The organism is Ignavibacteriales bacterium (assembly GCA_026390795.1).
Classification (GTDB): Bacteria; Bacteroidota; Ignavibacteria; order Ignavibacteriales; family Melioribacteraceae; genus Fen-1258.
The window spans coordinates 892937-915496 of record JAPLFG010000003.1 but is presented as its reverse complement, the minus strand read 5'-3'; the positions used below and the strand labels follow the sequence as shown (position 1 = coordinate 915496).

Genomic DNA, 22560 nt, shown 5'->3' with positions numbered 1-22560 from the left:
TAACCAATTAAAAATTACTTTACTTCCTTCACCAGGTAGTCATTACTAAAACGGTTCTTGAAGCTGATCTAACAGTTTGTCCAGTTCAACAACTTTTTTCTGTCCGGACTTTCTATTTTTAAACTCAACTTTTCCGTCTTTCAGATTTTTCTCGCCAACAATAACCTGAACTGGCATACCTAGTAAATCCGCATCATTAAATTTAAAACCCGCACTTGCATCCAAACGGTCATCGAATAGAACTTCGTAACCGTCGGCAATCAAATCAATATAAAGACGTTCGCATGCTTCGGATACTAAAGCGTTCTTCATGTTCAACCCGATCAAATGGATATCGAAAGGATTAAGGGGTTCTTTCCACACAATTCCTTTCTCATCAAAATTTTGTTCGATAAAACAAGCAAACACACGGTCAACGCCAATTCCGTAGCTTCCCATAACAATTGGTTTTTCTTTTCCATTCTCATCTAAGAAATTAACACCAAGCGCCTCAGAATATTTTGTGCCGAGTTTAAAAATATGTCCCAGCTCGATTGCTTTGAAAACTTCGAGTGTTGAACCGCAGCGAATACATTTTTCACCGTTTTCGGCAGTACGTAAATCAAAATATTCAATTTTAGGTGCGTCGCGTTTTAAATCTAAACCGCCAACGTGATAATCATTTTTGTTCGCACCGCTGTAAAGATTGTTTCCGTCTTTTAAAAGATTATCAGCAATCGTCCGGTGAGGAAAATTAATCGGTCCAATCGAGCCTGCATCGGCGCCGGTAATTTCTTTCAATTCATCTGGATGAGCCGGACGAACTACGCCTCCAAGAACAGAAGTAAGTTTTGTTTCATTCACTTCATCGTTGCCGAGCATCAATACAAGCACAGGCTGACCGTCATTAATATAGATCCTTGATTTTGCAGTTTCGTGCTCTCCAAGTTTTAAAAATGTACAAAGCTCGTCAATTGATTTTACATCCGGTGTAGAAATTTCATAAACTGATTTACTATCGGCGTGATGTATTGCACTTATAGCAACCGATTCAGCAACTTCTGCATTAGCGGCATAACCGCATTTTTCGCAGTACGCAACAGTATCTTCTCCGGCAGAACTCTTAACCATAAATTCTTCCGATTTGCTTCCGCCCATTGCGCCGCTCGAAGCTCCGACAATAAAATATTTTATTCCGCATCTGTCAAAAATTGATCGGTATGCTTTATCATGAAGTGCATAACCAACATCCAATCCGGCTGTGTCTTTATCAAGGGTGTACGCGTCTTTCATTATAAATTGTCTTCCGCGTATTACGCCGCTGCGAGGGCGCGGTTCATTTCTAAACTTGGTTTGAATCTGATACCAAATTTGCGGCATATCTTTATATGAAACGATAGAACCTTTTGCATGAAAAGCTACAATTTCTTCATGTGTCGGTGCTAAAACGTATTCCCGGTTTTTTATTTGAAAAAGAATATCGCCGAACGCTTCAACGCGCCCGGTCTGTTCCCAAATCTCTTTCGGGTTCAAACCCGGAAAATGAAATTCCTGTCCGCCGATCGCGTTCATCTCCTCGCGGATGATATCCATAATTTTTCTTAGCACTTTGTATCCAAGCGGAAGCCAGGTATAAATTCCCGCTGAAACTTGCCGCACTAATCCCGCACGTATCATTAAAATGTGGCTTGGAATTACAGCGTCATTCGGCACTTCTTTTAATGTCGGTATAAACGATTTACTTAATCTCATTAGAATATTTTTTTGTTAGTAAAATGTTCGGCAAAGATAAGAAATGAGGCTGGCAATTAAAAATAATGAAGAGAAGCGATAACAATTTCAGACAAATCTTTTTCTTCTTATCTTTAATTGCAAAATGAGAACTCAATAGGAATGAGTAATGTCTAATTTCGATCCGGTAATTGAAGACCAATTTTATGATCCGGATTATCCGGCTTCTACATTACCGGTTGTATTTGAAAGTTACGGATCCAAACTTTTGGGAACAATGTTTCGTTCAGCCGGTGCCGGGCAGCATCCTGTAATTATACTTTTGCATGGGTTTCCCGGATATGAAGTAAGTTACGATCTCGCGCATGTTTTTCAGAGGCAAGGTTTTAATGTGCTGGTGTTTCATTATAGAGGATGTTTGGGAAGCGGCGGAGATTACCTCTGGAAAAATTTAGTTGAGGATGTCCCGAATTCAATAAATTTTATGGAGAGTGATTATGCGCAAGAAAAATTCGGTAATGACCCGGATAAAATAATTTTGATGGGACACAGCATGGGCGGATTCGCTGCGTTGTACAATTCAATTCAGTTTGACGAAATAAAATATGCCGCTTCGCTTGCGGGGTTTAATGCGGGATTGTTTGGCGGACTTATCGAATCTAACAAACCGGTTTATGAATTCAGCGCACAGCATCTGAGACCCTCAATGGATTTTGTAAAATGCGATTCATCCGAAATCCTTCTTAATGAATTGATCACTTACAAAAACGAATGGAATCTTTTAAATCACATTGAAAAATTGAAAGAGAAAAATTTATTAATCATCGGCGCAAAAAATGATTCGACTACACCGCTGGAAATCCATCATCAACCGTTAATTAATTCTTTGAAAACAAATAATGCAAAAAATGTTAAGGACTATATTCTGGAAACGGGATATTCATTAGCAGACAAACGAATTGAGCTTGCAAGAATAGTCTCTAATTGGTTAAATGAACTTAATAATTACTAAAGGATAAGAGCAAGATCATGAGCAAGAGCAAGAGTTTTGGCGATATGCCAGCGGAAGAATTTAAAAAGTATGGCTACGAATTAATTGATTGGGTTGCCAATTATCTTGAAAATGTCGGATCATTTCCTGTGCTGCCAAACATTAAACCGGGAGAGATTAAATCTCATTTGCCCGTCAGCGCACCTAAAAGTGGTGAAGATATAAATAAAATTATAGCCGATGTTGATAAAATAATTTTACCCGGCACGACTCATTGGCAGCACCCGAACTTTATGGCATATTTTAATTCCTCCGCCAGCGGACCGGGAATACTCGCCGAACTTCTGAGCGCGGCATTTAATGTTAATGGCATGGTCTGGAAATCCGCACCCGCATCTACCGAACTTGAAGAAACTGTTTTGAGTTGGTTTCGTGAATTAATGAATCTGCCTAAAGAGTTTAAAGGAATAATTTATGATACCGCCTCAGTAAGTTCGATGCACGCTATTGCCTCGGCGCGAGAATCAATTGAGTATGATATTCGGAAGAAAGGAATGAGCGGCGCTCCTAAATTAAAATTGTATTGTTCGGAACATGCGCATTCATCAATAGATAAAGGGGCGCTCACACTCGGAATCGGATTAGACGGAATTAGAAAAATTCCGGTCGATTCTGAATTCAAAATGATTCCGTCTGAACTTGAAACAGCAATTAAGGAAGACCGTGCAAATGGATTCTTACCTTTTTGTGTAGTAGCAACAATCGGAACTACATCAACAACAAGTGTCGATCCGGTTGATGAGATCGCAACTATTTGCGAGCGTGAAAAAATCTGGCTTCATGTTGACGGTGCACATGCCGGTGTAACGGCGATGCTTCCGGAAATGAATAATCATTTCAAAGATCTTGAGCGTGCGGATTCTTTTGTTGTGAATCCGCACAAGTGGTTATTTGTTCCTGTTGATTTAAGCATTTTATTTACACGCAAACCGGAAGTTCTTAAAGAAGCATTCTCGCTTGTTGCCGAATATTTAAAAACCGCGGAAGATTCTGTTGTTGAAAATTATATGGATTACGGAATTCAGCTTGGAAGAAGATTCCGCTCATTAAAACTTTGGTTTGTTCTGCGGTATTTCGGTGTAGAAGGTTTGCAATCAAGATTGCGGGAACACATTCGTCTTGGACAGCTTTTTGCAAAATGGATTGATGTAGATCAATCATTCGAACGGTTGGCGCCAACACCATTCAGTACAATCTGTTTTAGAGCAAAACCAGTAAACGAAAATGACGAAACTAAATTAAATGAGTTAAACGAAACACTAATGAACGCAATCAATTCAACGGGCAAAGTTTTTCTTACTCACACAAAATTAAACCGCAAATTCACAATTCGTTTGGTAATATCGGGATTAAGGACAGAAGAAAAACATGTTGAGCTTGCGTGGAAAGTGATTCATGAAGAACTAAATAAAATATTGTTGAAGGAAAAATCCGATGGATAGAATTTTTCAATTTAGTTTACTTGCTTTCACTTCACTATTTACAATGGTAACCCCGTTTGGAGTGATTCCGTTATTCAGCACACTTACTGCAGAGATGTCATCCGGTGAAGTAAGAAAGATTGCTCTCAAGGGCGTTGCCACCGCATTTACCATTATTGTAATATTTGCATTTGCCGGAAATTTTATCTTCGATTTTTTCCACATCTCTATTAACGGATTAAAGATCGTAGGCGGAGTACTTTTCTTTATGTCCGGCTATGATATGTTGAACGCCAAAATAAAAAGTACAAAAGAGGAAGAAGGAAACCATTCTGAATTCATGAACGATTTTGCGATTACACCGCTTGGCATTCCAATGATTTGCGGTCCCGGAACAATAACCGTAACAATAGTTCTTTTTAGCGATGCAAGAAATTTGACCGAGAAAGCTATTCTGTTTTCTGTTGTGATTGTTGTTCTTCTTATAACTTTCCTTATGCTTGTAAGCAGTAGAAAAATTCTCTCGGTGCTTGGCCATAGCGGCAACAAAGTGTTTATGCGAATTATGGGATTAATAGTTATGATGATTGCCGTCGAATTGATGTTTGGCGGATTAACTCCTTTGGTAAGAGAAATGTTTCTTGTTAAATGATGAACCGGAAAAGTCAGTACTCCCGATCTCGTTCATACCCGCGAAGTAGGATTAAGAGCATGAGCAAGATCAAGAATATGAAAGCCTTAGAATAAACCCTCTACTGAAAGATATCTTTCGCCTGTATCATAATTGAATGTAAGGATTTTTTCCCCTTCACTGAGCGAACGCAATTTTTTTGAAACTGCAGCTAATGCAGCGCCGGTGGAAATTCCAACAAACAAAGCTTCTTCTTTCGCGGCTCTTTGTATAAACTCATACGCTTCTTCTTTCGTAATCGTTATTACTTCATCTATCAATGATGTATCAAGAATTTTAGGAATAAACCCGGCACCAAGACCTTGTAATGGATGCGGTCCCGGTTGTCCGCCCGAGAGCACCGGTGAGGCCGAAGGTTCAACTGCAATGACTTTTAGTTTTGGAAATTTTGCTTTTAGAATTTTTGATACTCCTGTAATGTGTCCGCCGGTTCCAACTCCGGTTATTAAATAATCAAATCCCTCTGGAAAATCATTTAAAATTTCTTGAGCAGTAGTTCGTATATGTACTTCAACATTTGCTTGATTTTCAAATTGCTGGGGAATCCAAACTTTTGGATTATTTGCGGCATACTCATTTGCTTTTGCAATTGCTCCTTTCATGCCAAGTTCGCGCGGAGTTAATTCCAGTTTAGCGCCGTAAGCGGTCATTATTTTTCTTCTTTCTATCGACATTGATTCCGGCATAATAAGAATTAACTCATATTTCTTAACTGCGGCAACCATCGCCAAACCAATGCCCGTATTGCCGGACGTTGGTTCTACAATTATACTATCCGGTTTAAGAATTCCTTTCTTCTCAGCGTCTTCAATCATTGACAGTGCAATTCTATCTTTGATGCTTCCACCGGGATTCGCTTTTTCGAGTTTCATCCAGATTTCATTTTTATTTCCAAAAAGGTTATTGATTTTGACATGCGGTGTATTGCCGATGGTCTGTAATATATTAAATGCTTTCATTTTGTTTATCCTTTAGATTATGAAATCAATTGTGTCTTCAAAATCCTGGTTACTTCGAACACGCACTTCACTTTTATTATAAACAATAGAATTTGCCGGAATGCTTTGAGTTATCCATGCATTTCCGCCGATTACGCTCTTTTCACCGATTACAGTTTTTCCGCCAAGAATAACAGCTTGAGAATAAATAATCACATCATCATGAATAGTCGGATGACGTTTTGTTTGGGAAAGTGATTTATCAACGCTCAATGCGCCAAGTGTAACACCTTGATATATTTTTACGTTCTTTCCGATCTCCGAAGTTTCGCCGATTACTATTCCGGTTCCATGATCTATAAAAAACGGTGAACCGATTTTAGCACCGGGATGAATATCAATTCCGGTTTTTTCATGTGCATGTTCGGTCAGTATTCTTGGAATGATTGGTAAGTTTAGCTTATAAAGCTCGTGAGCAATTCTATAGATGCAGATAGCCATAAATCCGGGATAAGCTAATATTACCTCATCAACGCTCTCTGCTGCGGGATCACCTTGATAAATTGCCTCGGCATCTGCCCATAATCTATCATGAATAATGGGTATTTGGAGAGTAAATTCTTTTGCAATAGAAGCGGCATCTTCAGTAAAATGAGAATTTAGATTCTTAAGCAGGCTTACCAAATTTCTTTCAAGAAGCTGCAGTTTTGCCAGAACATCTTCTTGAGTATAATATATTTTGTTTGAAAAATGTGAAAAAAGAAAATCAATAAGTTCTTCAAGAAAATCGATTGCTTCTGTCTTCAGAGATGAAGTACATGAATGTGATTGCCGTTTATCAAGTAATGTAGTTGCAAAATCATAAAATAAAGTGGATTTACTTCGTTCTTGTTTCATAATAATTATATCAATTTGTTAAAAATTAATTTCGGATGAAATACTAGAAAGGGATTAGCAACAACAACAGGTATTGGAAAGTCCGCAGAAAGTTATAGAAGAGATAGAGACGTTGTTCCCGGTCTCTTGCAGTGGAGAATTATATCTTTGAAAATTTATCATATTTAATAGAATCAATAATTTGATCGTCTATTACCAAAACAAATTATTAAAGAGAAAGTTCAACTTATGGGTGCGGCAAGACAATTTATTTAGAGGACTAAATTTTAAAAAGCGGCAATAATGCCGCTTTTAGTATTGCAAATATAATTGCTCTCTTAAAAATTACTTACTGAAAAAAGATTACTTTTATTGCTTCAACTACATGTTCTTAATCATCATCATTATTTGGTTTGCTTCTTTCTGATTATACTCAAAAGCTATTTTTTTGTAATTAACCAAATCGATAATGGTGCCTATTAAACAAAGTCCGCATGTAAAGAAATAAAGAATTCCCAATCCGATCTGGTCTGTTAAGAATCTTTGAATTCCGGCGATGCCAAGAAAACCGACTAAGGTAACAAGTAGAATTGTCTGCGGATCTTTTCTCCTTGAGCGGTAAATATTCGCAAACTGTTGGGCCTGTTTGTCATCCATATTTTTAACTAAACCGGAAAGATAAAATTGTTCTTCACCCATGACTTCTGGTAGGATTTCGTAAATGTTAGCCATAAATAACCTCATTTGATTTGTGATAGTTGTTATACATTCGAATGAAAAGTTTTATTATGCGTGCATTAATTATTAGAAAAGCTATTATACCGAGCGGATGAGTTTTAATCGAATGAAATAAATCGGCGTGATAGAAGAATGAAATAGATCTTCCCAGACCGCATCCGGGGCAAAATGATATTCCCAGATTATGAAATGGGCAGAGAGTGAAATACTGAACCTGGTATGGATTAATGAAGACCAGATAAATTAATCCCGCCATCCATAGAATTCCTTCCCACTCAACTATTTTTAGAATTGATTTGATCTTCTTCATTTGTTTGATCAATAAAATTCTGAGTTGATTATACTCGAAATTATTTCATGAATCAAGTGTCAGTTCTTTAGTCGTTTGTAATCATGATTAGTTTTACAAGAAAATTGTTCCTTTAAAAAATAAAGGGCTCGATTATCAAGCCCTGAGTTAAACAATCTTATTAATGACAAAAAAATTATGCTTTGTTTGCGCTTCCAAGTACATCAACAATTTTGTGTTTGTACAATACTTTCAATGCATCACGAGCAGGTCCAAGATATTTACGCGGATCGAACTCAGCCGGATTATCCATAAATGCTTTGCGGATTGCAGCGGTCATAGCAAGTCTGCCGTCTGAATCAATATTAACTTTACAAACAGCAGATGCGGCTGCACGGCGTAATTGTTCTTCCGGAATTCCAACTGCGTCGTTTAATTTTCCGCCATTGCTGTTTATAATCTTTACAAGTTCCGGGGGCACTGATGAAGCGCCGTGTAGTACAATCGGAAATCCTGGAATTCTTCTTTCACATTCTTCCAGTATATCGAATCGTAGTGGAGGAGGAATCAAAATTCCGTCTGCGTTACGTGTACATTGCGCCGGTGTGAATTTGTTGGCGCCGTGAGATGTTCCGATAGATATTGCTAATGAATCAACGCCCGTTTTTTTTACAAAGTCTTCTACTTCTTCCGGTTTAGTGTAGTGTGTAACAGCGCTTGATACTTCATCTTCAATTCCTGCTAAAACTCCAAGTTCGCCCTCAACGCTTACATCATATTTATGAGCATACTCAACCACTTGAGCAGTAAGTTCAACATTCTTATCGTAAGGGTGATGAGAACCGTCAATCATCACGGAAGAAAATCCGGATTCAACACATGCTTTGCAAAGTTCCAATTTATCACCATGATCAAGATGCAGAACGATTGGAATATCATAACCCAATTCATGTGCGTAATCAACAGCGCCTTTTGCCAAATGTTTTAGCAAAGTTTGGTTTGCATATTTACGAGCGCCGCTGGATACTTGTAGAATAACCGGTGATTTCGTTTCAACGCACGCACCGATAATCGCTTGCAATTGTTCGAGGTTGTTAAAATTAAATGCGGGAATAGCGTATCCGCCTTTAACTGCTTTTGCAAAAAGTTCTTTCGAATTTACCAATCCTAATTCTTTGTAAGTAGTCATGTCTCTAACCTTTCTGGGAAATAAAATTTTGAAATATAATTTTGCTTCAATTCGTTAATTAAAATATGCAACCACCCCGATATGGAATGTAATTAAATCTGTTTTTGATTTCTGCGGATTGATAATAGTATCGCCTTGACTATTAACGAATACACTATTTTCAGTTAAGTATTCCGCTTCGGTACCATACATATATCTGACTTTTAGATCTAGGAAAAGTCCAGTGACTCTATCCAAATTATCAGCTAGTTTAAAAAGTATTCCGGCACCGCCGCCGTAACTCCATGTGAAATCATCATAGTTCGTTGAGGATGCAATTTGCTGATCGTCGTTTTCGCTTTTAACTTCTGACGTTGTGAATAAATAATTGCCTCCGAAAATTCCCTCAACGTAAGGTCTAACCGAACCCATAAACGGATTAATTTTAAATAGTGCGTGTAAATTTGCTATACTGTTTGTCCTGGAGAGATTTAGAAAGATTCCAGGAAAACCGGGCCAGGCTCTTCTCTCATTTACATGACCATATACCAGATAACCTATATTTACTCCAATGGAAACTGGTCTTTCCACCGATGGTGCCCAAAGTGTCCCTTCAACCTGAACACCGAAACCGGGATTATCTACATTGTTTTTAAATTCACCTTGCGGCGAAGCAATCATGAAACTTACTCCTGCAGTTTGAGCCGAACTAATTGACGCAAAAACGAAAAATACAATTAAGCCAATTGATTTTTTCATAACAGATTTCCATTTATTTATGATTACTAACACTCCTTCATAAATTTATAAAATGAAAAATGAAATAATAAACTGTTTTTCGTGTGGAAATATACAAATTTATTGAAGAAGCTAGAAAATTGGAATGTTAGCGGAATACCACATTTTGTTTGTAGGCTTCAAATAACATGTTCGAGAATTCTTCAAATGGAATTTCTTTTGATCCGAACATTTTTAGATGATCGGTTTGATATTGAACATCAAGAAGTGTGAATCCCTTTTCAAGAAGCCGCTCGATCAATTTCACAAGAGCACATTTTGATGCTTGTGAAATTTTTGAGAACATTGACTCGCCAAAGAATGCTCCCCGGTATGCAATACCGTACAATCCTCCTACCAATTTCCCGTCTTGCGTAACTTCTACAGAGTGCAAATAACCGAGTCGATGCAAACCTTTATACGCTTCGATCAGCTCCGCTGAAATCCATGTTGATTCTCTATTGGCGCATTGTGTAATTACTTCAAGAGAATTTGCATCGAAAGAATATTCATAATCGGCTGATAAATAAAATTTTTTGAGCGAGCGGGGAATGTTGAAAGAATCAAGAGGAATAATTGCGCGGACATTTGGCATGTACCAATCGATTTCTCCCGTATCATCTGCCATTGGGAATGCACCGCGAGCATACATCAAAATCATATTTTCCGGCAGAAGCGATTCCTTCTTCGAAAAAAAATTTTTGTTACTCATGCGCCTTAACTTCGTAGGAAATTATATCGTACCCTTTCTTAGTCTCCATTCCGGCAAAATATACACCGATGAGAACAAATAACATTCCCGATAAAAATGAAATTATGATAAAGTAATTCAATTTTTCTAGTGAGAGTACGGAAGAAATGCCGAGCAATAAAGAAGTAATTACGAAAAGAGCCACTGCCGTAGTGTAACCCAAAACGGCATTGCGTACTAATTTTGCTCTATAAACAAGAGAACTTATTTGAATAGTCGCGCTTTCGAGCCGTACGTTATCATCTGTGGTATGCCTGTTCTCGCCGATGGTTATAAGCAAACCTCTTTTCTCTTCATTAAGTAAACGGATGCGATTAACAACAAGTGAATATTTATTATTCATTCCGAGTAATAGTAATCCGCACGCGCTAATCATTATGGCTGGCGCAAGCATGAGCTGAATAATTTGAACTGCATTGAGTGTTAAATCTTTGAATAGATCCATTGTTTCTCCATTGTCAGTCTAGTTCCTATGAAACCGGATTAAAAATAACTGTATAAAAATTATTTATTAATTTTGATTCCAAGCCAATTTTCCAATGTTGAGTAAATTTTTTCTTTCTGCTCACCTTCAAAGCTTCCAATTTTGGTTCCGTGCGAACCGCCTTTCTTTACCATCTTTATGGCGTTTGTTTGTCCTAGCAGTTGAATCGATGTAGCATTCCAGGTATCGTTCCCTCCGTAAATGTAGATGATATTATTACCATGCTTTTGAAGCCAGGTGTTTACATCATTCATAACATTGCAATCGAAATTAACTTTTGCGTCTTTTGGAACAAGAATTTTATTTGTTCCGTCTTTGATTTCTTTAAGTAAGTCTTTGAATGGTTCTAAATCATAACCATAATAACCAATCTCATTGTATGCTTGTACATAAAATGGACCGAAATCTTTCATTGCCTGTTCGGTGAAGAAATAGAGGGGATTCGCTTTCACCATATGATCATATAATTTCTCAGCCGGGGAATCAGCCGCCGGAATATCCTCGCATTTGGTATTTCCCCATTGCCAGAATGCAAATGAGTATTCCAAAGTCATATACTCGAGCACAAAATCGTAGTCCCATGCAAGACGGATATTTTTTTTCTCCACGTCGCGCATAAGTAAATTTTTTATCTCATCCCGTTTAGATAAAAATGCACGTTGAAATTGGATTATTTTATCCCGGCATTCCTGCGTTCCAACTGAATTTAAAAATATATAGATTCGCGGATCTTCGGCAGATAGATTTATCGGAGCCACATACGGCACCGAGACATCAACATCATCCGGATAAAATCTTTTAAAATAAAGTGTTGTTTGACCGCCTTTGCTGATTCCGGTACTTATCCATTTCCCTTCATAAATTTTTTTGAATAATTGAACGATTAGATGATGGTCTGCTGCTGCCTGTTTGATATTCAAATATTTCCAATCAATTTTCTTCGGAACAGACTTTCCAAAGTAGCGATGCTCAACTACAATTTGATTAGCATCTAAAATTTTTGTCAATTCTGTTGCGCGGCTGCTGCCTGCAGCATAACCTTCTGTAACAAATACAACCGGCAAAGAATTGTTCTTATGAGACAGATAAATTTTTTGTTTGAATTTTACGCCGCCGGGTTTGTTGTGATCAACCGGTTGTGTAATCATCAGCTCATATGCTTCGTTAAATGTTGTGTCGTGCTTAATCGGTGTAATGTCGGTTACTTCTTTGAATGATTTTAATTTTTTAAGGAGTTGAGATTCAGTTTGAGAAATTGCGGTTGATGTTACGATTAATAAAACTATGAAGAGCAGTTTAATCTTTGCAATCATTATTCCCTCGATATTTTGTTAATACAAAAATAGAATAAAGATTCCATCTTTTCGAATGATAGAATAAACCAAATTGTTAAATCGAAGAGATATTGGTTTTGCGAGTAATTAAACAAGATTAATTGAATTCAGTCTTGCGTAGGTGTTAAATCATAATTAGCAAAAGTATTCTCATCTACTTTGAGTAAATATAATTATGAAGTACTTCTATTGTCTCTCGATGCACTTTGATATCCATCTCAAGTAAATCCTTGATAGACAATATACCGGCTAATTTTTCGTTTTCAATAATTACAATATGCCTTATTCCGCGGTCTTTCATTTTTTGCAGACACTGTTCGTAAGTTTCACTAACATCTGCAAGGACCAAATCTTTTGTCATAATATCTTCAACAAGAGTCGTTTTTAAGTCCAGCCCTTTTGCGATTACTCTTCTTACTAAATCGCGTTCGGAAAAAACTCCCAATAATTTCCCATCTTCCGAAAGAATCGGGACAAGACCAATATTGTGTTCGGCCATCATGCATACAACATCATAAATACTGGTGCCGGATTTTACAGAGAGAAGTGTTTTTGTTACTAATGTATCTTTTAAAGTTTTCATATAGCCTCGGGTCTAAAGTACTTTGTTGTTCTAAATTGAATCTAATACTTTCAGGTGAACTAATTCAAGATAAAAAGCAAAAAAGTAAAAGCGAACTAAGCATATTCAATTTTGTTGCACGATTGGGTTTTAATTATATTTTACTTAATAATTGCCATTAATGATGAATATCAATCAAATAAGGCTTCGGTTAAAAAACAAATGTGTCTGTATTGCCGGATGCGGCGGTTTAGGTTCAAATGCGGCGGTTGCGCTTGCCCGTGTTGGAGTTGGCAAGTTGATAATAGTAGATTATGATAAAATCGAAGAAAATAATCTTAACCGTCAATATTTTTTCTCCGACCAGATCGGAAAATTTAAAGCGGCTGCTCTCAAAGAGAATATCAATAGAATTGACCGGTCAATTGAAGTGGAAGCTCATATTATTAAACTTACTCCAATTGAGATTACCAAACTTTTCGCAGAAGGAGATGTAATTGTTGAAGCTTTCGATCTTGCCGAAATGAAAGAGATGATAGTTGAAACTGTTTTATCGGAATTTCCGAACAAACCGATCGTATGCGGCGTTGGTCTTGCGGGCTGGGGCGGAAGCGAATTGATCAAAATCGAACGTCATGATAATCTTTATATGGTTGGAGATCATATTTCCGAAACTAGCGATCAAGATCCGCCACTCGCACCGAGAGTTGGAGTCGTTGCTAATATGATGGCGAATGTAGTTTTGGAAATATTATTAGGTAAGGATAAGTAGAATGAAAATTATTTTAAATCACAGAGAAGAAGATTTAAAAACAACTAAAGAGAACTTGACCATCAATGAATTGCTGAAACTGAAAAAATTTTCATTCACACGGCTCGTTGTAAAACTGAACGGTAAATTAATCAAGCGTGAAAATTTTGACTCGGCATCATTTCAAGAAAACGATAATGTTGAAATTATTCATATGATTAGCGGGGGATAACTAATTAGACACAATCAATTAACCGCACGTATCAATCAATTAAAATAAAAAGAACCCCGTTGCGACTTCAATAAAATTAGTCCAACGGGGTTCTAAATTAATATTAGAAGAATTTTTTAATTTTATTTCAACTTCCATTCACCTTTTTGATATTTAGTTCTTAACTCAACCATTTCAGGCAAATTCATTCCAAGTTTTTTCAAATGCTCCAATGTTGGAACACCGTTTTCATCCCAACCTCTTCTTTTGTAAACAGCATCAAGCAATTGTTCGTATCTATTTTCTCTGTATTTTCTGTGCGCCGCCATCTTCTCTTTTAAACTCATTCCTTCCGGATTCATCCCCATCAACTCTTTGAGCTGAGAATCATATCTTTCCTGGCGCGATAAATATTCTTCTTCTGTAACCGGACCGGCAGCTCTATATGGCTGAGCATCCCATTTACGCACACCGTAGCCTCTTCTAAGATTGAACATTCTTTGAAAGTTATATACTCTTTCAGAATCTTCAATTAACCGTTTATTATCAAACGGGCGGCCTGTTACTGCTTTGTAAATTGTAATATAGTTATCAACATGTTCCGGCACTTTAGCCGGTTCGGAAGTTTCTGCATTGTTCTTCGGTTCAACATCGTTCCATGGAAGTTTACAAAAACCCGCAAGACCAAACCATGTTCTAAAAAGTGGAAAGTAATGAAGTGCTTCAGCTTTATCTTCAAATGTAGGAATATGATTGTTAACCATATCCATAAAGATTAACCATGCTTCATCGTGCTGAGGACCTTTGTTTGTCATTGCATATCCGCCTTGCTGTGCAAGCGATTCTTTAGACATGTATTGAGAATACTCAAGCCCTTTGTTCTCCATTCCAATATCTTGTAAGAATTGAGGATCGCCCCAACCATTCTCTGCAAATAATTTTTTTAGTCTGCGAACGCCAAGTCCTGCAGTTTTTCCAAAACCTTCTCCGCGTCCAAGCTGGTGAAGCATTTCCATCGCGTTATCTGCATTACCAAAATTTAATTTCAATCCACCGGTTCTTTCTAAATTTAGAATTCCGTTTTCGAAACATTCCATTAAGAATGCTACTGTGGTTCCCCATGTGATAGTGCAGATGCCGTAGGTATCGCAATAAAAATTTACTTCAATCGTATAATCAGTACTGAAGATTCCGGAATTTGCGGCAATGCCTGCAGCAGTCTCATATTCAGGCCCGTCAACAATTACGCTTTCATCTTTAAAAGGACCGGTGCGAAGAATATAATTGTTTACTCCTTTAGCACAGCTCATGTTGCATCCTAACCAGCATCCGTCAAATGAGCCTTGCTCAAATTGTTTTTTCCATGTATTGCCGTCGATGTTCCCAACGACCGCTTCGTTACTGCCGAATTTAAAATTATTTACCGGAAGGAGATCGTAATCATTCATCACTTCAACTAAATGTGCCGTTCCTTTTGTTCTCATTTCACATTGTGTATCATCAAGCTCTTTCATTTCTTTATTGAAACGCTGTCCGCGTTCAATGATTGATTTCATATCAACCACATGGTTCATATCATTTTCAACTTTTGCAACAAGAGCTACAATTGCTTTAATTTTTTTATTACGGAATACGGTTCCAATTCCGCCGCGCCCGGCTTGTTTCAGTCTTGAACGTTTTTTTCTCTTGTCGTAAAAACTAAAGTTGAGCATACCGATCAAAGAATGGTCTGCCGCCGCACCGGCTGATACAACTGCAATTTTCATTTTATCTTGTTCAGTAGGACAATACATTTCAGTTAACATATCTGCTAAGTGGTGGCTGTTTACAGGATCTGCCGGAGCTTCTTCAACTCTAATTTTACCTGTCCCATCGCGTCCGTCAAGAATTATAATTACATCGCGCTCTGCCTTGCCTTGAAGCTCAATTGCATCAAAACCGTTCAGTTTTAAAAACGGTCCAAACCAGCCGCCAACATTACTGTCCATTACCGAATCAGTTTGCGGTGAAATAGTAACTACAATTGATTTCCCGGTTCCGGAATATTGTGTAATTCCGCAAACCGGTCCGCCCGAGATTACAATTTCGTTTTCCGGGTCATCCCATTTTGTTTCCGGTGTTGTTGCATCCCAGAGATATCTTAAACCGTATCCTTTTCCGCCAATAAATTTTTCCTTCATCTCTAAAGGAACGTTTTTAATTTTTATTTCATTCTCAGAGAGATTTATATAAAGTGTTTTATCTGAATAACCTTTATCCATCGGGGTTATTTCATATTTAAATTCTTTTATGAGTTTACGCTGTTCTAAAATTTCCAAAACTTCCATTAGGAATTCTCCAAATCTTTTATTTTTTATAAAAAGCTAAAAAAGTCTTTTGAAATATAAGAAAGGGGCACTTGAAACCCAACGCACTTTAGATGAACGATTTTGGAAAGTTGTATGAAAGAATATTAATTGTTAGACTTTGCTCGCCAAAAATAAAGGTATTTGATCAAATGAATGTTTTTTCTCTAAAAAAAGCATTTTTTCTATTTTTATTGATTTACGGATCTGTAAATGCTCAAAATCAAAACCAGTTAATAATTTTCCATGCGGGAAGTTTAACTGTTCCTTTCGAAAAAATTATTAACGGATTCAAGAAGGAGAATCCCGGCATTGAAGTACTAAAAGAAATTGCCGGAAGCCGTGAATGCGCCAGAAAAATTTCCGAATTGAAGAAACCGTGCGATATTTTTGCTTCGGCAGATTATATGGTGATCGATCAGTTGTTAATTCCACAATACGCAGATTGGAACTTGAAATTTGCTACAAATGAAATGGCAATTGTTTTCACTGATAAATCCCGCAGAGCTAACGAGATTAATCAAAAAAACTGGTTCGAAATTCTACTTGATAAAAATATTTCTGTTGGACGGGCTGATCCCAATGCCGATCCATGCGGCTATAGAACTATATTAACTATGAAACTCGCAGAAATATTTTATAACAAAAAGGGATTGGCAGAAAAGCTGATCAAAAAAGATCATGAATACATACGTCCGAAGGAGGTAGACCTTCTCGCGCTTCTTGAAGAGGGAGAGCTTGATTACATTTTTCTTTACAGATCGGTTGCGGAACAGCATGGATTAAAATTTTTGATATTGCCCGATAAAATAAATTTGAAAAGAGCAGAACTTGAAAATTATTACAAACAGGTTTCTGTAGAATTGAACGGGAAGAAACCTGGAGAAAAAATTTATCAAGAAGGTTCATCAATGGTTTACGGTGTTACAATTCCTAAAAACTCGCCTAACTATTCTCTGGCAAAAAAATTCATTCATTACCTTATGGATAAGAAAAAAGGTCTGAAAGTTATACAAGAGTTTGGACAGCCGACCGTGATCCCCTCGGTGTGCGACGCATACAATAAATTGCCGGACGATTTGAAAAAATATGCCTTGAAGAAAAAATAATTTAAATGGAAAAATATTTTCAAAATAAATCGCTTCTTAATTTGGTTTTTGCATTTCTCGGCGGTGTGTTATTACTTTTTATTATTGCCCCGTTGGCGGGTATGTATCTAAACACTTCTCTTGGATCACTGAATGAAGCTGTTGGAAGTGAAGAAGTGCGAAACAGTATCTGGTTGAGTTTATGGACTTCGATGGCCGGGACAATTTTGTTTTCATTTCTTGCCGTTCCTCTGGCATATCTTCTTGCAAGAAAAAATTTTCCTCTTAAAGGTATTGTAAATGGAATAATTGATCTCCCGATAATCATTCCTCATTCGGCAGCTGGTATTGCTGTGTTGGGAATTATAACAAGAGATAGTTTTCTTGGAAAAGCCGGGGAATTATTTGGAATTAAATTTATCGGTAACCCAGCGGGAATAATTTTAGCAATGGCATTTGTAAGCATTCCATTTTTGATTAATGCAGCACGCGACGGTTTTGCAGCTGTTCCGGAACGTCTCGAAAAAATCGCATTAACCTTGGGCGCTTCACCAATAAGAGTTTTTTTTACGATCTCTCTTCCACTTGCATGGCGTTCAGTTTTATCCGGATTTATTCTAATGTGGGCACGGGGTATGAGTGAGTTTGGAGCGGTAATAATAGTTGCGTACAATCCTCAAACCGCACCGGTTCTAATATTTGAAAGATTCACTTCATATGGATTAAAATATTCCGTCCCGGTCGCGGTTGTATTCGTTACGGTTTGTTTACTAATTTTTATTACACTCAGATTGATAAAGAAGAAAAATTAAATGCTCGTTGTTGAAAACATATCATTAAAAGCCGGCAATTTTGAATTGAAGAATGTCAATTTCAGAGTTAACAAAGGAGATTACTTTGTCATTCTTGGAATTTCAGGTGTCGGGAAAAGTCTGCTTCTTGAATCGATTGCTGGATTAACAAAAATAAGTTCCGGTGAAATATTTTTACGCGGTCAAAAAATATCTGCTGAAAAAATTCAGAAGAGAAACATAAGTATTGTTTATCAGGACGCCGATCTATTCCCTCATCTAACGGTTTTTGAAAATATAGCTTATCCGCTCCGCAGCAGAAAAGAAAAAAATATTAAAGAAAAAGTTCTAACTTCTGCCGAACAAACCGGTGTAGATGATAAGCTTGAACGTTTTCCGGAAACCCTTTCCGGCGGCGAATATCAACGTGTTGCGCTTGCAAGAAGTCTAGCTTCAGGAAATGATCTTTTCCTTCTGGATGAACCTTTATCTGCGCTCGACCCAAAGTCTAAAAATGAATTGCGTGTATTGTTGAGGAAATTAAACCGGGATGGAATTACTATTATTCATGTAACGCACGACTATGAAGAAGCCGTTTCTCTTGCCAGTAAAATCGGTATAATGGAAAAAGGGGAAATAGTTCATGTGGCATCACCGGAAGAAATATTTAAACATCCGAAATCGGAATTTGTAGCTCAGTTTATCGGAATAAAGAATTTTCTTCGTGGAGATCTAAAAACAATTGAGCAAAGTGATTTAAAAGAATTTTTAACAAACGGAATTAAAATATTTTCTTTAACCGATACCGCCGATGGAGATGCGTTCTTGCTTATCAAGCCGGAAGAAATTAACATTTCCAATTCTGTAGAGAGGGGAAGCGCGCGTAATCATTTCAAAGGTAAAATTACCGATATTGCACGTGCAAAAATTGGAATTGAAGTCACAATTGATATCGGTTGCGAATTAATCTCGCTAATCTCATCGGAAGCAATGAACTCGCTTGAACTGAAAATAGGTAAAGAAGTCTGGATAAATTTTAAAGCATCCGCATGTAAAATTTATAACTAATGAATAAATAAACAGAGAGAATTATGAAAAAGATTTTTGTAATAATGATTTTGTTTGCTTTTCCCATGATTGCCCAGGATAAGAGTGAGAGTACACCAAGTTTTTTTGATGATTCTGAACTAAAAGAATTTTCAATCAAATCAATTATTGTCGATGGAGAAGTTGAAAATCCGGGTGCAGTCGATTTAACATCTCTTCCGTTGCATTGCTTTCCGATGAAAGATCTTACTTACGGAACTGATAAGAATAAATTTATTGGTTCCTACTTTGTAAGCGGATATTCTCTTTTTGATATAATAAACACAAAGAAAGTTAAAAAAACCAATGAAGAAGAATTCAAGCCCGCTGTTGATCTATATGTTATTGTTGAAAATGATAAAGGGGAAAAAACAGTATTCAGCTGGGGAGAATTATTTTATTCAAAGAATAATTTTAATGCGATAATAACTAAAAGCGTAAGTGCCATTAATCCGGGTAAAATGAAAATGAAATGGCCTTTACCTGAAGTTCCTCAAATAATCTGCGGTTACGATGCTTTTAATTTTAGAATCATAGCTAATCCCGTAAGGATTACAGTAAAATCTTTTGTCGGAAAGTATTCTAAAGAAAGAGTGAAAGAAACTTTTTCTCCTGAAATAAAAATTGTAAACGGAGAAAATAATTTTGTAATTACAGATGTGATTGGAGTTGAGACAAGAAAATTCAGAGGCATTGGTTACGGACACGGAAGAGGATGGAAAGGAGTAGATGATGTTGAAGGATTCGTTTTTGGATCGGTTCTGCAAAAAAATGTAAAATTTGATATGAATGAATGCATCAGCACGATACTCTGTGTTTCTGCTAAAGATGGTTACCGAGTAACTTACAGTCTTAGTGAGATAATAAACAGAAACGATATGAATGATTTTCTTCTCATTGAAAAAAACGGTTCCTCTGAAGATGGAAAGTTTAATTTATTCGCAACACCAGATTTTTTTGTTGACCGGAATGTGAAATCGGTAGAGAAAATTGAGTTTCTGATAATCAAATAAATTTTGTAGAGACGGGATATATCCCGTCTCTACGGCAAGGAAAGAATAATGATTCCGCTCGAAGAAGCAATAGAGATCATAAGACAAAATAAATATCTGCTCGGTACAGAAAAAGTTGATTTCAAAGAAAGTATAAACCGGATTTTGCGTGAAGACGTCATTTCCGATCTTGACATGCCGCCTTTCGATAAATCGGCAATGGATGGTTACGCGTGCCGGAGAGCAGATCTTCATAATGAACTTAATGTGGTTGAGATAATTCAGGCCGGATATCAACCGCAAAAGAAGATCGGGAAAAATGAATGCGCAAAAATTATGACGGGCGCAATGATGCCGGATGGCTCCGATTGTGTAATAATCATCGAAGAAGTTGAAGAACTTTCCGAAAATAAAATAAAATTTAAAAGCGAAAAAACTTCTAATAATATTTGTGTGATTGGTGAAGATGTTTTGCTCGGACAGAAATTAGTTTCAGTAGGAACGCGAATTACAGCAAAAGAAATAGCATCGCTTGCACTATGCGGGCACGTTAATCCATTGGTCAGCAAAAAACCGAAGATCGGTATAATTGCAACCGGAGACGAAATTGTTGAACCGTATTTATTTCCTAAAAAATCGCAGATTAGAAATACAAACTCGTATCAGCTTATGGCTCAATGCCTTCAGTTCGGCTGCGAACCAAAATATTATGGAATAGCAATCGATACGGAAGACGAGATAAGTAAAGCCATCATTAAAGCTAAAGATGAAAACGATCTTATAATTATAACCGGCGGAGTTTCAATGGGAGATTTCGATTTGGTTCCCGCTGTTCTAGTTAAAAATGGTTTTAAAATTCTTTTCGATCAGGTTTCAATTCAACCGGGAAAGCCAACGGTATTCGGCAGAGATGGAAATAGATTTGTTTTCGGAATGCCGGGCAATCCGGTTTCTTCATTCGTCTGTTTCGAAATTTTTGTTAAGGAATTTCTTGCCGGAATGATGGGTTTGAATGATCATACAAGAATATTCAAGATGCAATTGGCAAAAGAGATAAAGCGGAAAAAAAATAAACGCCTCGCATGGATTCCGGTAAAAATAAATCCGGAAGGGAAAATAGAACCAGTTGAATATCATGGCTCGGCTCATATTAATGCTCTGGCGTTTGCAGATGGAATTACTTCTATACCAGTTGGAGTCAATGAGTTAAAGGAAGGCAGTGTTGTTGATGTTAGACAGATTTAACAGAAAAATAAATTACTTGCGAATAAGTGTTACCGACCGTTGCAATCTTCGATGTGTTTACTGCATGCCTGAAGAAGGAATCAAATTGATTGATCACGGTTCAATTCTTTCTTTTGAAGAGATAACTGAATTCACCAAGGTCGCAGTGCAAATGGGAATTACGAAAGTCCGAATTACTGGCGGGGAACCGCTTGCAAGAAGAGGAACAGTAAATCTTATCAATATGCTCGCCGATATAAATGGAATTGAAGATCTTTCAATGACCACTAACGCAATTCTTTTTCCAAAGTGTGCGCATGAATTAAAAGAAGCTGGATTGATGAGGGTGAATATCAGTCTCGATAGTATTAATCCGGAAAAATATAAATTGATTACGAGAGGCGGCGATATTCAAAATGTGTTTGATGGAATTGCCGCCGCAATTAATGCGGGACTTTCTCCAATCAAAATAAATTGTGTTATCAAAAAATCAATTGATGAGCCGGATGCGGTGGCGGTAAAAAAATATTGTGATGAAAACGGTTTAATTGCGAGATTCATTTATGAAATGGATATTGAGAAGGGTGAATTTGGAATTGTTCATGGCGGCAGCGGTGGAGATTGTGTAAACTGCAACCGTCTGCGTTTAACGAGCGACGGCTTTTTAAAACCATGTTTGTTCAGCGACATCTCTGTAAACATTCGAAAAACAGACTATTCTAAAGCCGTTCAATTTGCTTTGGAACAAAAACCGGAATGCGGACTCAGCAGCACTTCCAACAAGTTTTATAATATCGGAGGATGAATGAAAAAACTATCCCATGTTGATTCTAAAGGACGCGCCGATATGGTTGATATAACAGCAAAGAAAATTCAATTCAGAAGTGCAAGCGCGGAAGGTTTTATTCGTCTTCAGCCTGAAACAATCACGCTCATCAAAAAAAATAAAATGATGAAGGGAGATGTGCTGACCGTTGCGGAAATTGCGGGAATACAGGCAGGGAAAAAAACATCAGAACTGATTCCTCTATGTCATCCATTGCAAATTACAAAGCTCGATGTGAAATGCGAAATAGTTGAGAAGGGTGTACGAGTAAAAAGTTTTGCAAAATGCGTAGGTCAAACCGGAATTGAGATGGAAGCACTCACTGCGGTTTCTACGGCACTGTTAACAGTTTATGATATGTGCAAAGCGGTTGATAAGAAGATGAAGATTGAAAAAATCAGATTGATTGAAAAAATAAAAAATGACGAAGAGATTTAAGTAATTCTTAATGTCATC

At 37.2% G+C, this 22560-nt stretch carries 24 protein-coding genes; 12 read left to right on the top strand and 12 right to left on the bottom strand.

Translation table 11 applies throughout. From position 1 onward, the window contains the following. Window positions 1-45: 45 nt before the first annotated feature. Window positions 46-1731 carry a proline--tRNA ligase gene (locus tag NTX65_07665; GenBank protein ID MCX6169199.1) on the bottom strand — a complete coding sequence of 562 codons (1686 nt, stop codon included), beginning with the start codon at window positions 1729-1731 and terminating at the stop codon, window positions 46-48. A gap of 148 nt (window positions 1732-1879) precedes the next feature. On the opposite strand from NTX65_07665, the gene NTX65_07660 reads away from it, so the two are divergent. The 3 genes from NTX65_07660 to NTX65_07650 are packed head-to-tail and all read left to right on the top strand — an operon-like array spanning window position 1880 to window position 4834. After that, the gene (locus tag NTX65_07660) at window positions 1880-2722 is read left to right on the top strand and encodes an alpha/beta fold hydrolase (protein ID MCX6169198.1); all 843 of its coding nucleotides are present in this window, start codon (window positions 1880-1882) and stop codon (window positions 2720-2722) included. 17 nt (window positions 2723-2739) lie between these two features. Further along, on the top strand, window positions 2740-4203 hold the full coding sequence (locus NTX65_07655) for a pyridoxal-dependent decarboxylase (protein MCX6169197.1): 1464 nt from the start codon (window positions 2740-2742) through the stop codon (window positions 4201-4203). Beyond that, window positions 4196-4834 carry an NAAT family transporter gene (locus NTX65_07650; GenBank protein ID MCX6169196.1) on the top strand — a complete coding sequence of 213 codons (639 nt, stop codon included), beginning with the start codon at window positions 4196-4198 and terminating at the stop codon, window positions 4832-4834. The genes NTX65_07655 and NTX65_07650 overlap by 8 nt, the downstream gene beginning before the upstream one ends. Before the next feature lie 86 nt (window positions 4835-4920). Here NTX65_07650 and cysK read toward each other — a convergent pair whose 3' ends face one another. From cysK to NTX65_07600, 10 genes are all read right to left on the bottom strand, one after another. Continuing rightward, on the bottom strand, window positions 4921-5832 hold the full coding sequence (gene cysK / locus NTX65_07645; protein MCX6169195.1) for a cysteine synthase A: 912 nt from the start codon (window positions 5830-5832) through the stop codon (window positions 4921-4923). Between the two features lie 12 nt (window positions 5833-5844). Beyond that, on the bottom strand, window positions 5845-6708 hold the full coding sequence (locus NTX65_07640; GenBank protein ID MCX6169194.1) for a serine acetyltransferase: 864 nt from the start codon (window positions 6706-6708) through the stop codon (window positions 5845-5847). A gap of 360 nt (window positions 6709-7068) precedes the next feature. Next, on the bottom strand, window positions 7069-7419 hold the full coding sequence (locus NTX65_07635; protein ID MCX6169193.1) for a TM2 domain-containing protein: 351 nt from the start codon (window positions 7417-7419) through the stop codon (window positions 7069-7071). Then, entirely contained in the window at window positions 7412-7735 is a 324-nt protein-coding gene (locus NTX65_07630) for a DUF2752 domain-containing protein (protein MCX6169192.1), read from the bottom strand. The genes NTX65_07635 and NTX65_07630 overlap by 8 nt, the downstream gene beginning before the upstream one ends. A 175-nt stretch (window positions 7736-7910) precedes the next feature. Next, entirely contained in the window at window positions 7911-8903 is a 993-nt protein-coding gene (locus NTX65_07625) for a class II fructose-1,6-bisphosphate aldolase (GenBank protein ID MCX6169191.1), read from the bottom strand. Window positions 8904-8957: 54 nt separating this feature from the next. Further along, window positions 8958-9641 (bottom strand): hypothetical protein, encoded by a 684-nt coding sequence (locus NTX65_07620; protein ID MCX6169190.1) that lies wholly within the window; start codon window positions 9639-9641, stop codon window positions 8958-8960. 127 nt (window positions 9642-9768) lie between these two features. Further along, window positions 9769-10371 carry a leucyl/phenylalanyl-tRNA--protein transferase gene (gene aat / locus NTX65_07615; GenBank protein MCX6169189.1) on the bottom strand — a complete coding sequence of 201 codons (603 nt, stop codon included), beginning with the start codon at window positions 10369-10371 and terminating at the stop codon, window positions 9769-9771. After that, entirely contained in the window at window positions 10364-10855 is a 492-nt protein-coding gene (locus NTX65_07610) for a DUF2721 domain-containing protein (GenBank protein ID MCX6169188.1), read from the bottom strand. Before NTX65_07610 ends, aat begins: the two co-directional genes overlap by 8 nt. Window positions 10856-10914: 59 nt before the next feature. Then, window positions 10915-12207, bottom strand: a complete 1293-nt coding sequence (locus NTX65_07605; GenBank protein ID MCX6169187.1) for a S28 family serine protease — start codon at window positions 12205-12207, stop codon at window positions 10915-10917. Between the two features lie 175 nt (window positions 12208-12382). Continuing rightward, entirely contained in the window at window positions 12383-12811 is a 429-nt protein-coding gene (locus NTX65_07600; protein ID MCX6169186.1) for a CBS domain-containing protein, read from the bottom strand. 163 nt (window positions 12812-12974) lie between these two features. Between NTX65_07600 and thiF the strand changes: the two genes are divergently transcribed. Together thiF and thiS are read left to right on the top strand one after the other, a co-directional pair. Beyond that, on the top strand, window positions 12975-13562 hold the full coding sequence (gene thiF, locus NTX65_07595; protein MCX6169185.1) for a sulfur carrier protein ThiS adenylyltransferase ThiF: 588 nt from the start codon (window positions 12975-12977) through the stop codon (window positions 13560-13562). Between the two features lies 1 nt (window position 13563). Further along, window positions 13564-13773 (top strand): sulfur carrier protein ThiS, encoded by a 210-nt coding sequence (thiS, locus tag NTX65_07590; GenBank protein MCX6169184.1) that lies wholly within the window; start codon window positions 13564-13566, stop codon window positions 13771-13773. 122 nt (window positions 13774-13895) lie between these two features. Here thiS and NTX65_07585 read toward each other — a convergent pair whose 3' ends face one another. Then, window positions 13896-16079 carry a hypothetical protein gene (locus NTX65_07585; GenBank protein ID MCX6169183.1) on the bottom strand — a complete coding sequence of 728 codons (2184 nt, stop codon included), beginning with the start codon at window positions 16077-16079 and terminating at the stop codon, window positions 13896-13898. A 92-nt stretch (window positions 16080-16171) separates the two neighbouring features. On the opposite strand from NTX65_07585, the gene wtpA reads away from it, so the two are divergent. Genes wtpA through moaC form a run of 7 tightly spaced genes read left to right on the top strand, consistent with a single transcriptional unit; the run spans window position 16172 to window position 22542 of the window. Continuing rightward, window positions 16172-17206 (top strand): tungstate ABC transporter substrate-binding protein WtpA, encoded by a 1035-nt coding sequence (wtpA, locus tag NTX65_07580; GenBank protein ID MCX6169182.1) that lies wholly within the window; start codon window positions 16172-16174, stop codon window positions 17204-17206. A 5-nt stretch (window positions 17207-17211) separates the two neighbouring features. Next, on the top strand, window positions 17212-17997 hold the full coding sequence (locus NTX65_07575; protein MCX6169181.1) for an ABC transporter permease: 786 nt from the start codon (window positions 17212-17214) through the stop codon (window positions 17995-17997). Continuing rightward, entirely contained in the window at window positions 17998-19044 is a 1047-nt protein-coding gene (locus tag NTX65_07570) for an ABC transporter ATP-binding protein (protein ID MCX6169180.1), read from the top strand. Between the two features lie 23 nt (window positions 19045-19067). Continuing rightward, a complete protein-coding gene (locus NTX65_07565) occupies window positions 19068-20075 on the top strand; it encodes a hypothetical protein (protein ID MCX6169179.1) in 1008 nt (335 codons plus the stop codon). A 48-nt stretch (window positions 20076-20123) separates the two neighbouring features. Beyond that, the gene (locus NTX65_07560; protein MCX6169178.1) at window positions 20124-21299 is read left to right on the top strand and encodes a molybdopterin molybdotransferase MoeA; all 1176 of its coding nucleotides are present in this window, start codon (window positions 20124-20126) and stop codon (window positions 21297-21299) included. Then, complete coding sequence (locus NTX65_07555; GenBank protein ID MCX6169177.1) at window positions 21283-22083, top strand: radical SAM protein; 801 nt, start codon at window positions 21283-21285, stop codon at window positions 22081-22083. Before NTX65_07560 ends, NTX65_07555 begins: the two co-directional genes overlap by 17 nt. After that, window positions 22084-22542, top strand: a complete 459-nt coding sequence (gene moaC / locus NTX65_07550; GenBank protein MCX6169176.1) for a cyclic pyranopterin monophosphate synthase MoaC — start codon at window positions 22084-22086, stop codon at window positions 22540-22542. Window positions 22543-22560: the final 18 nt, after the last annotated feature.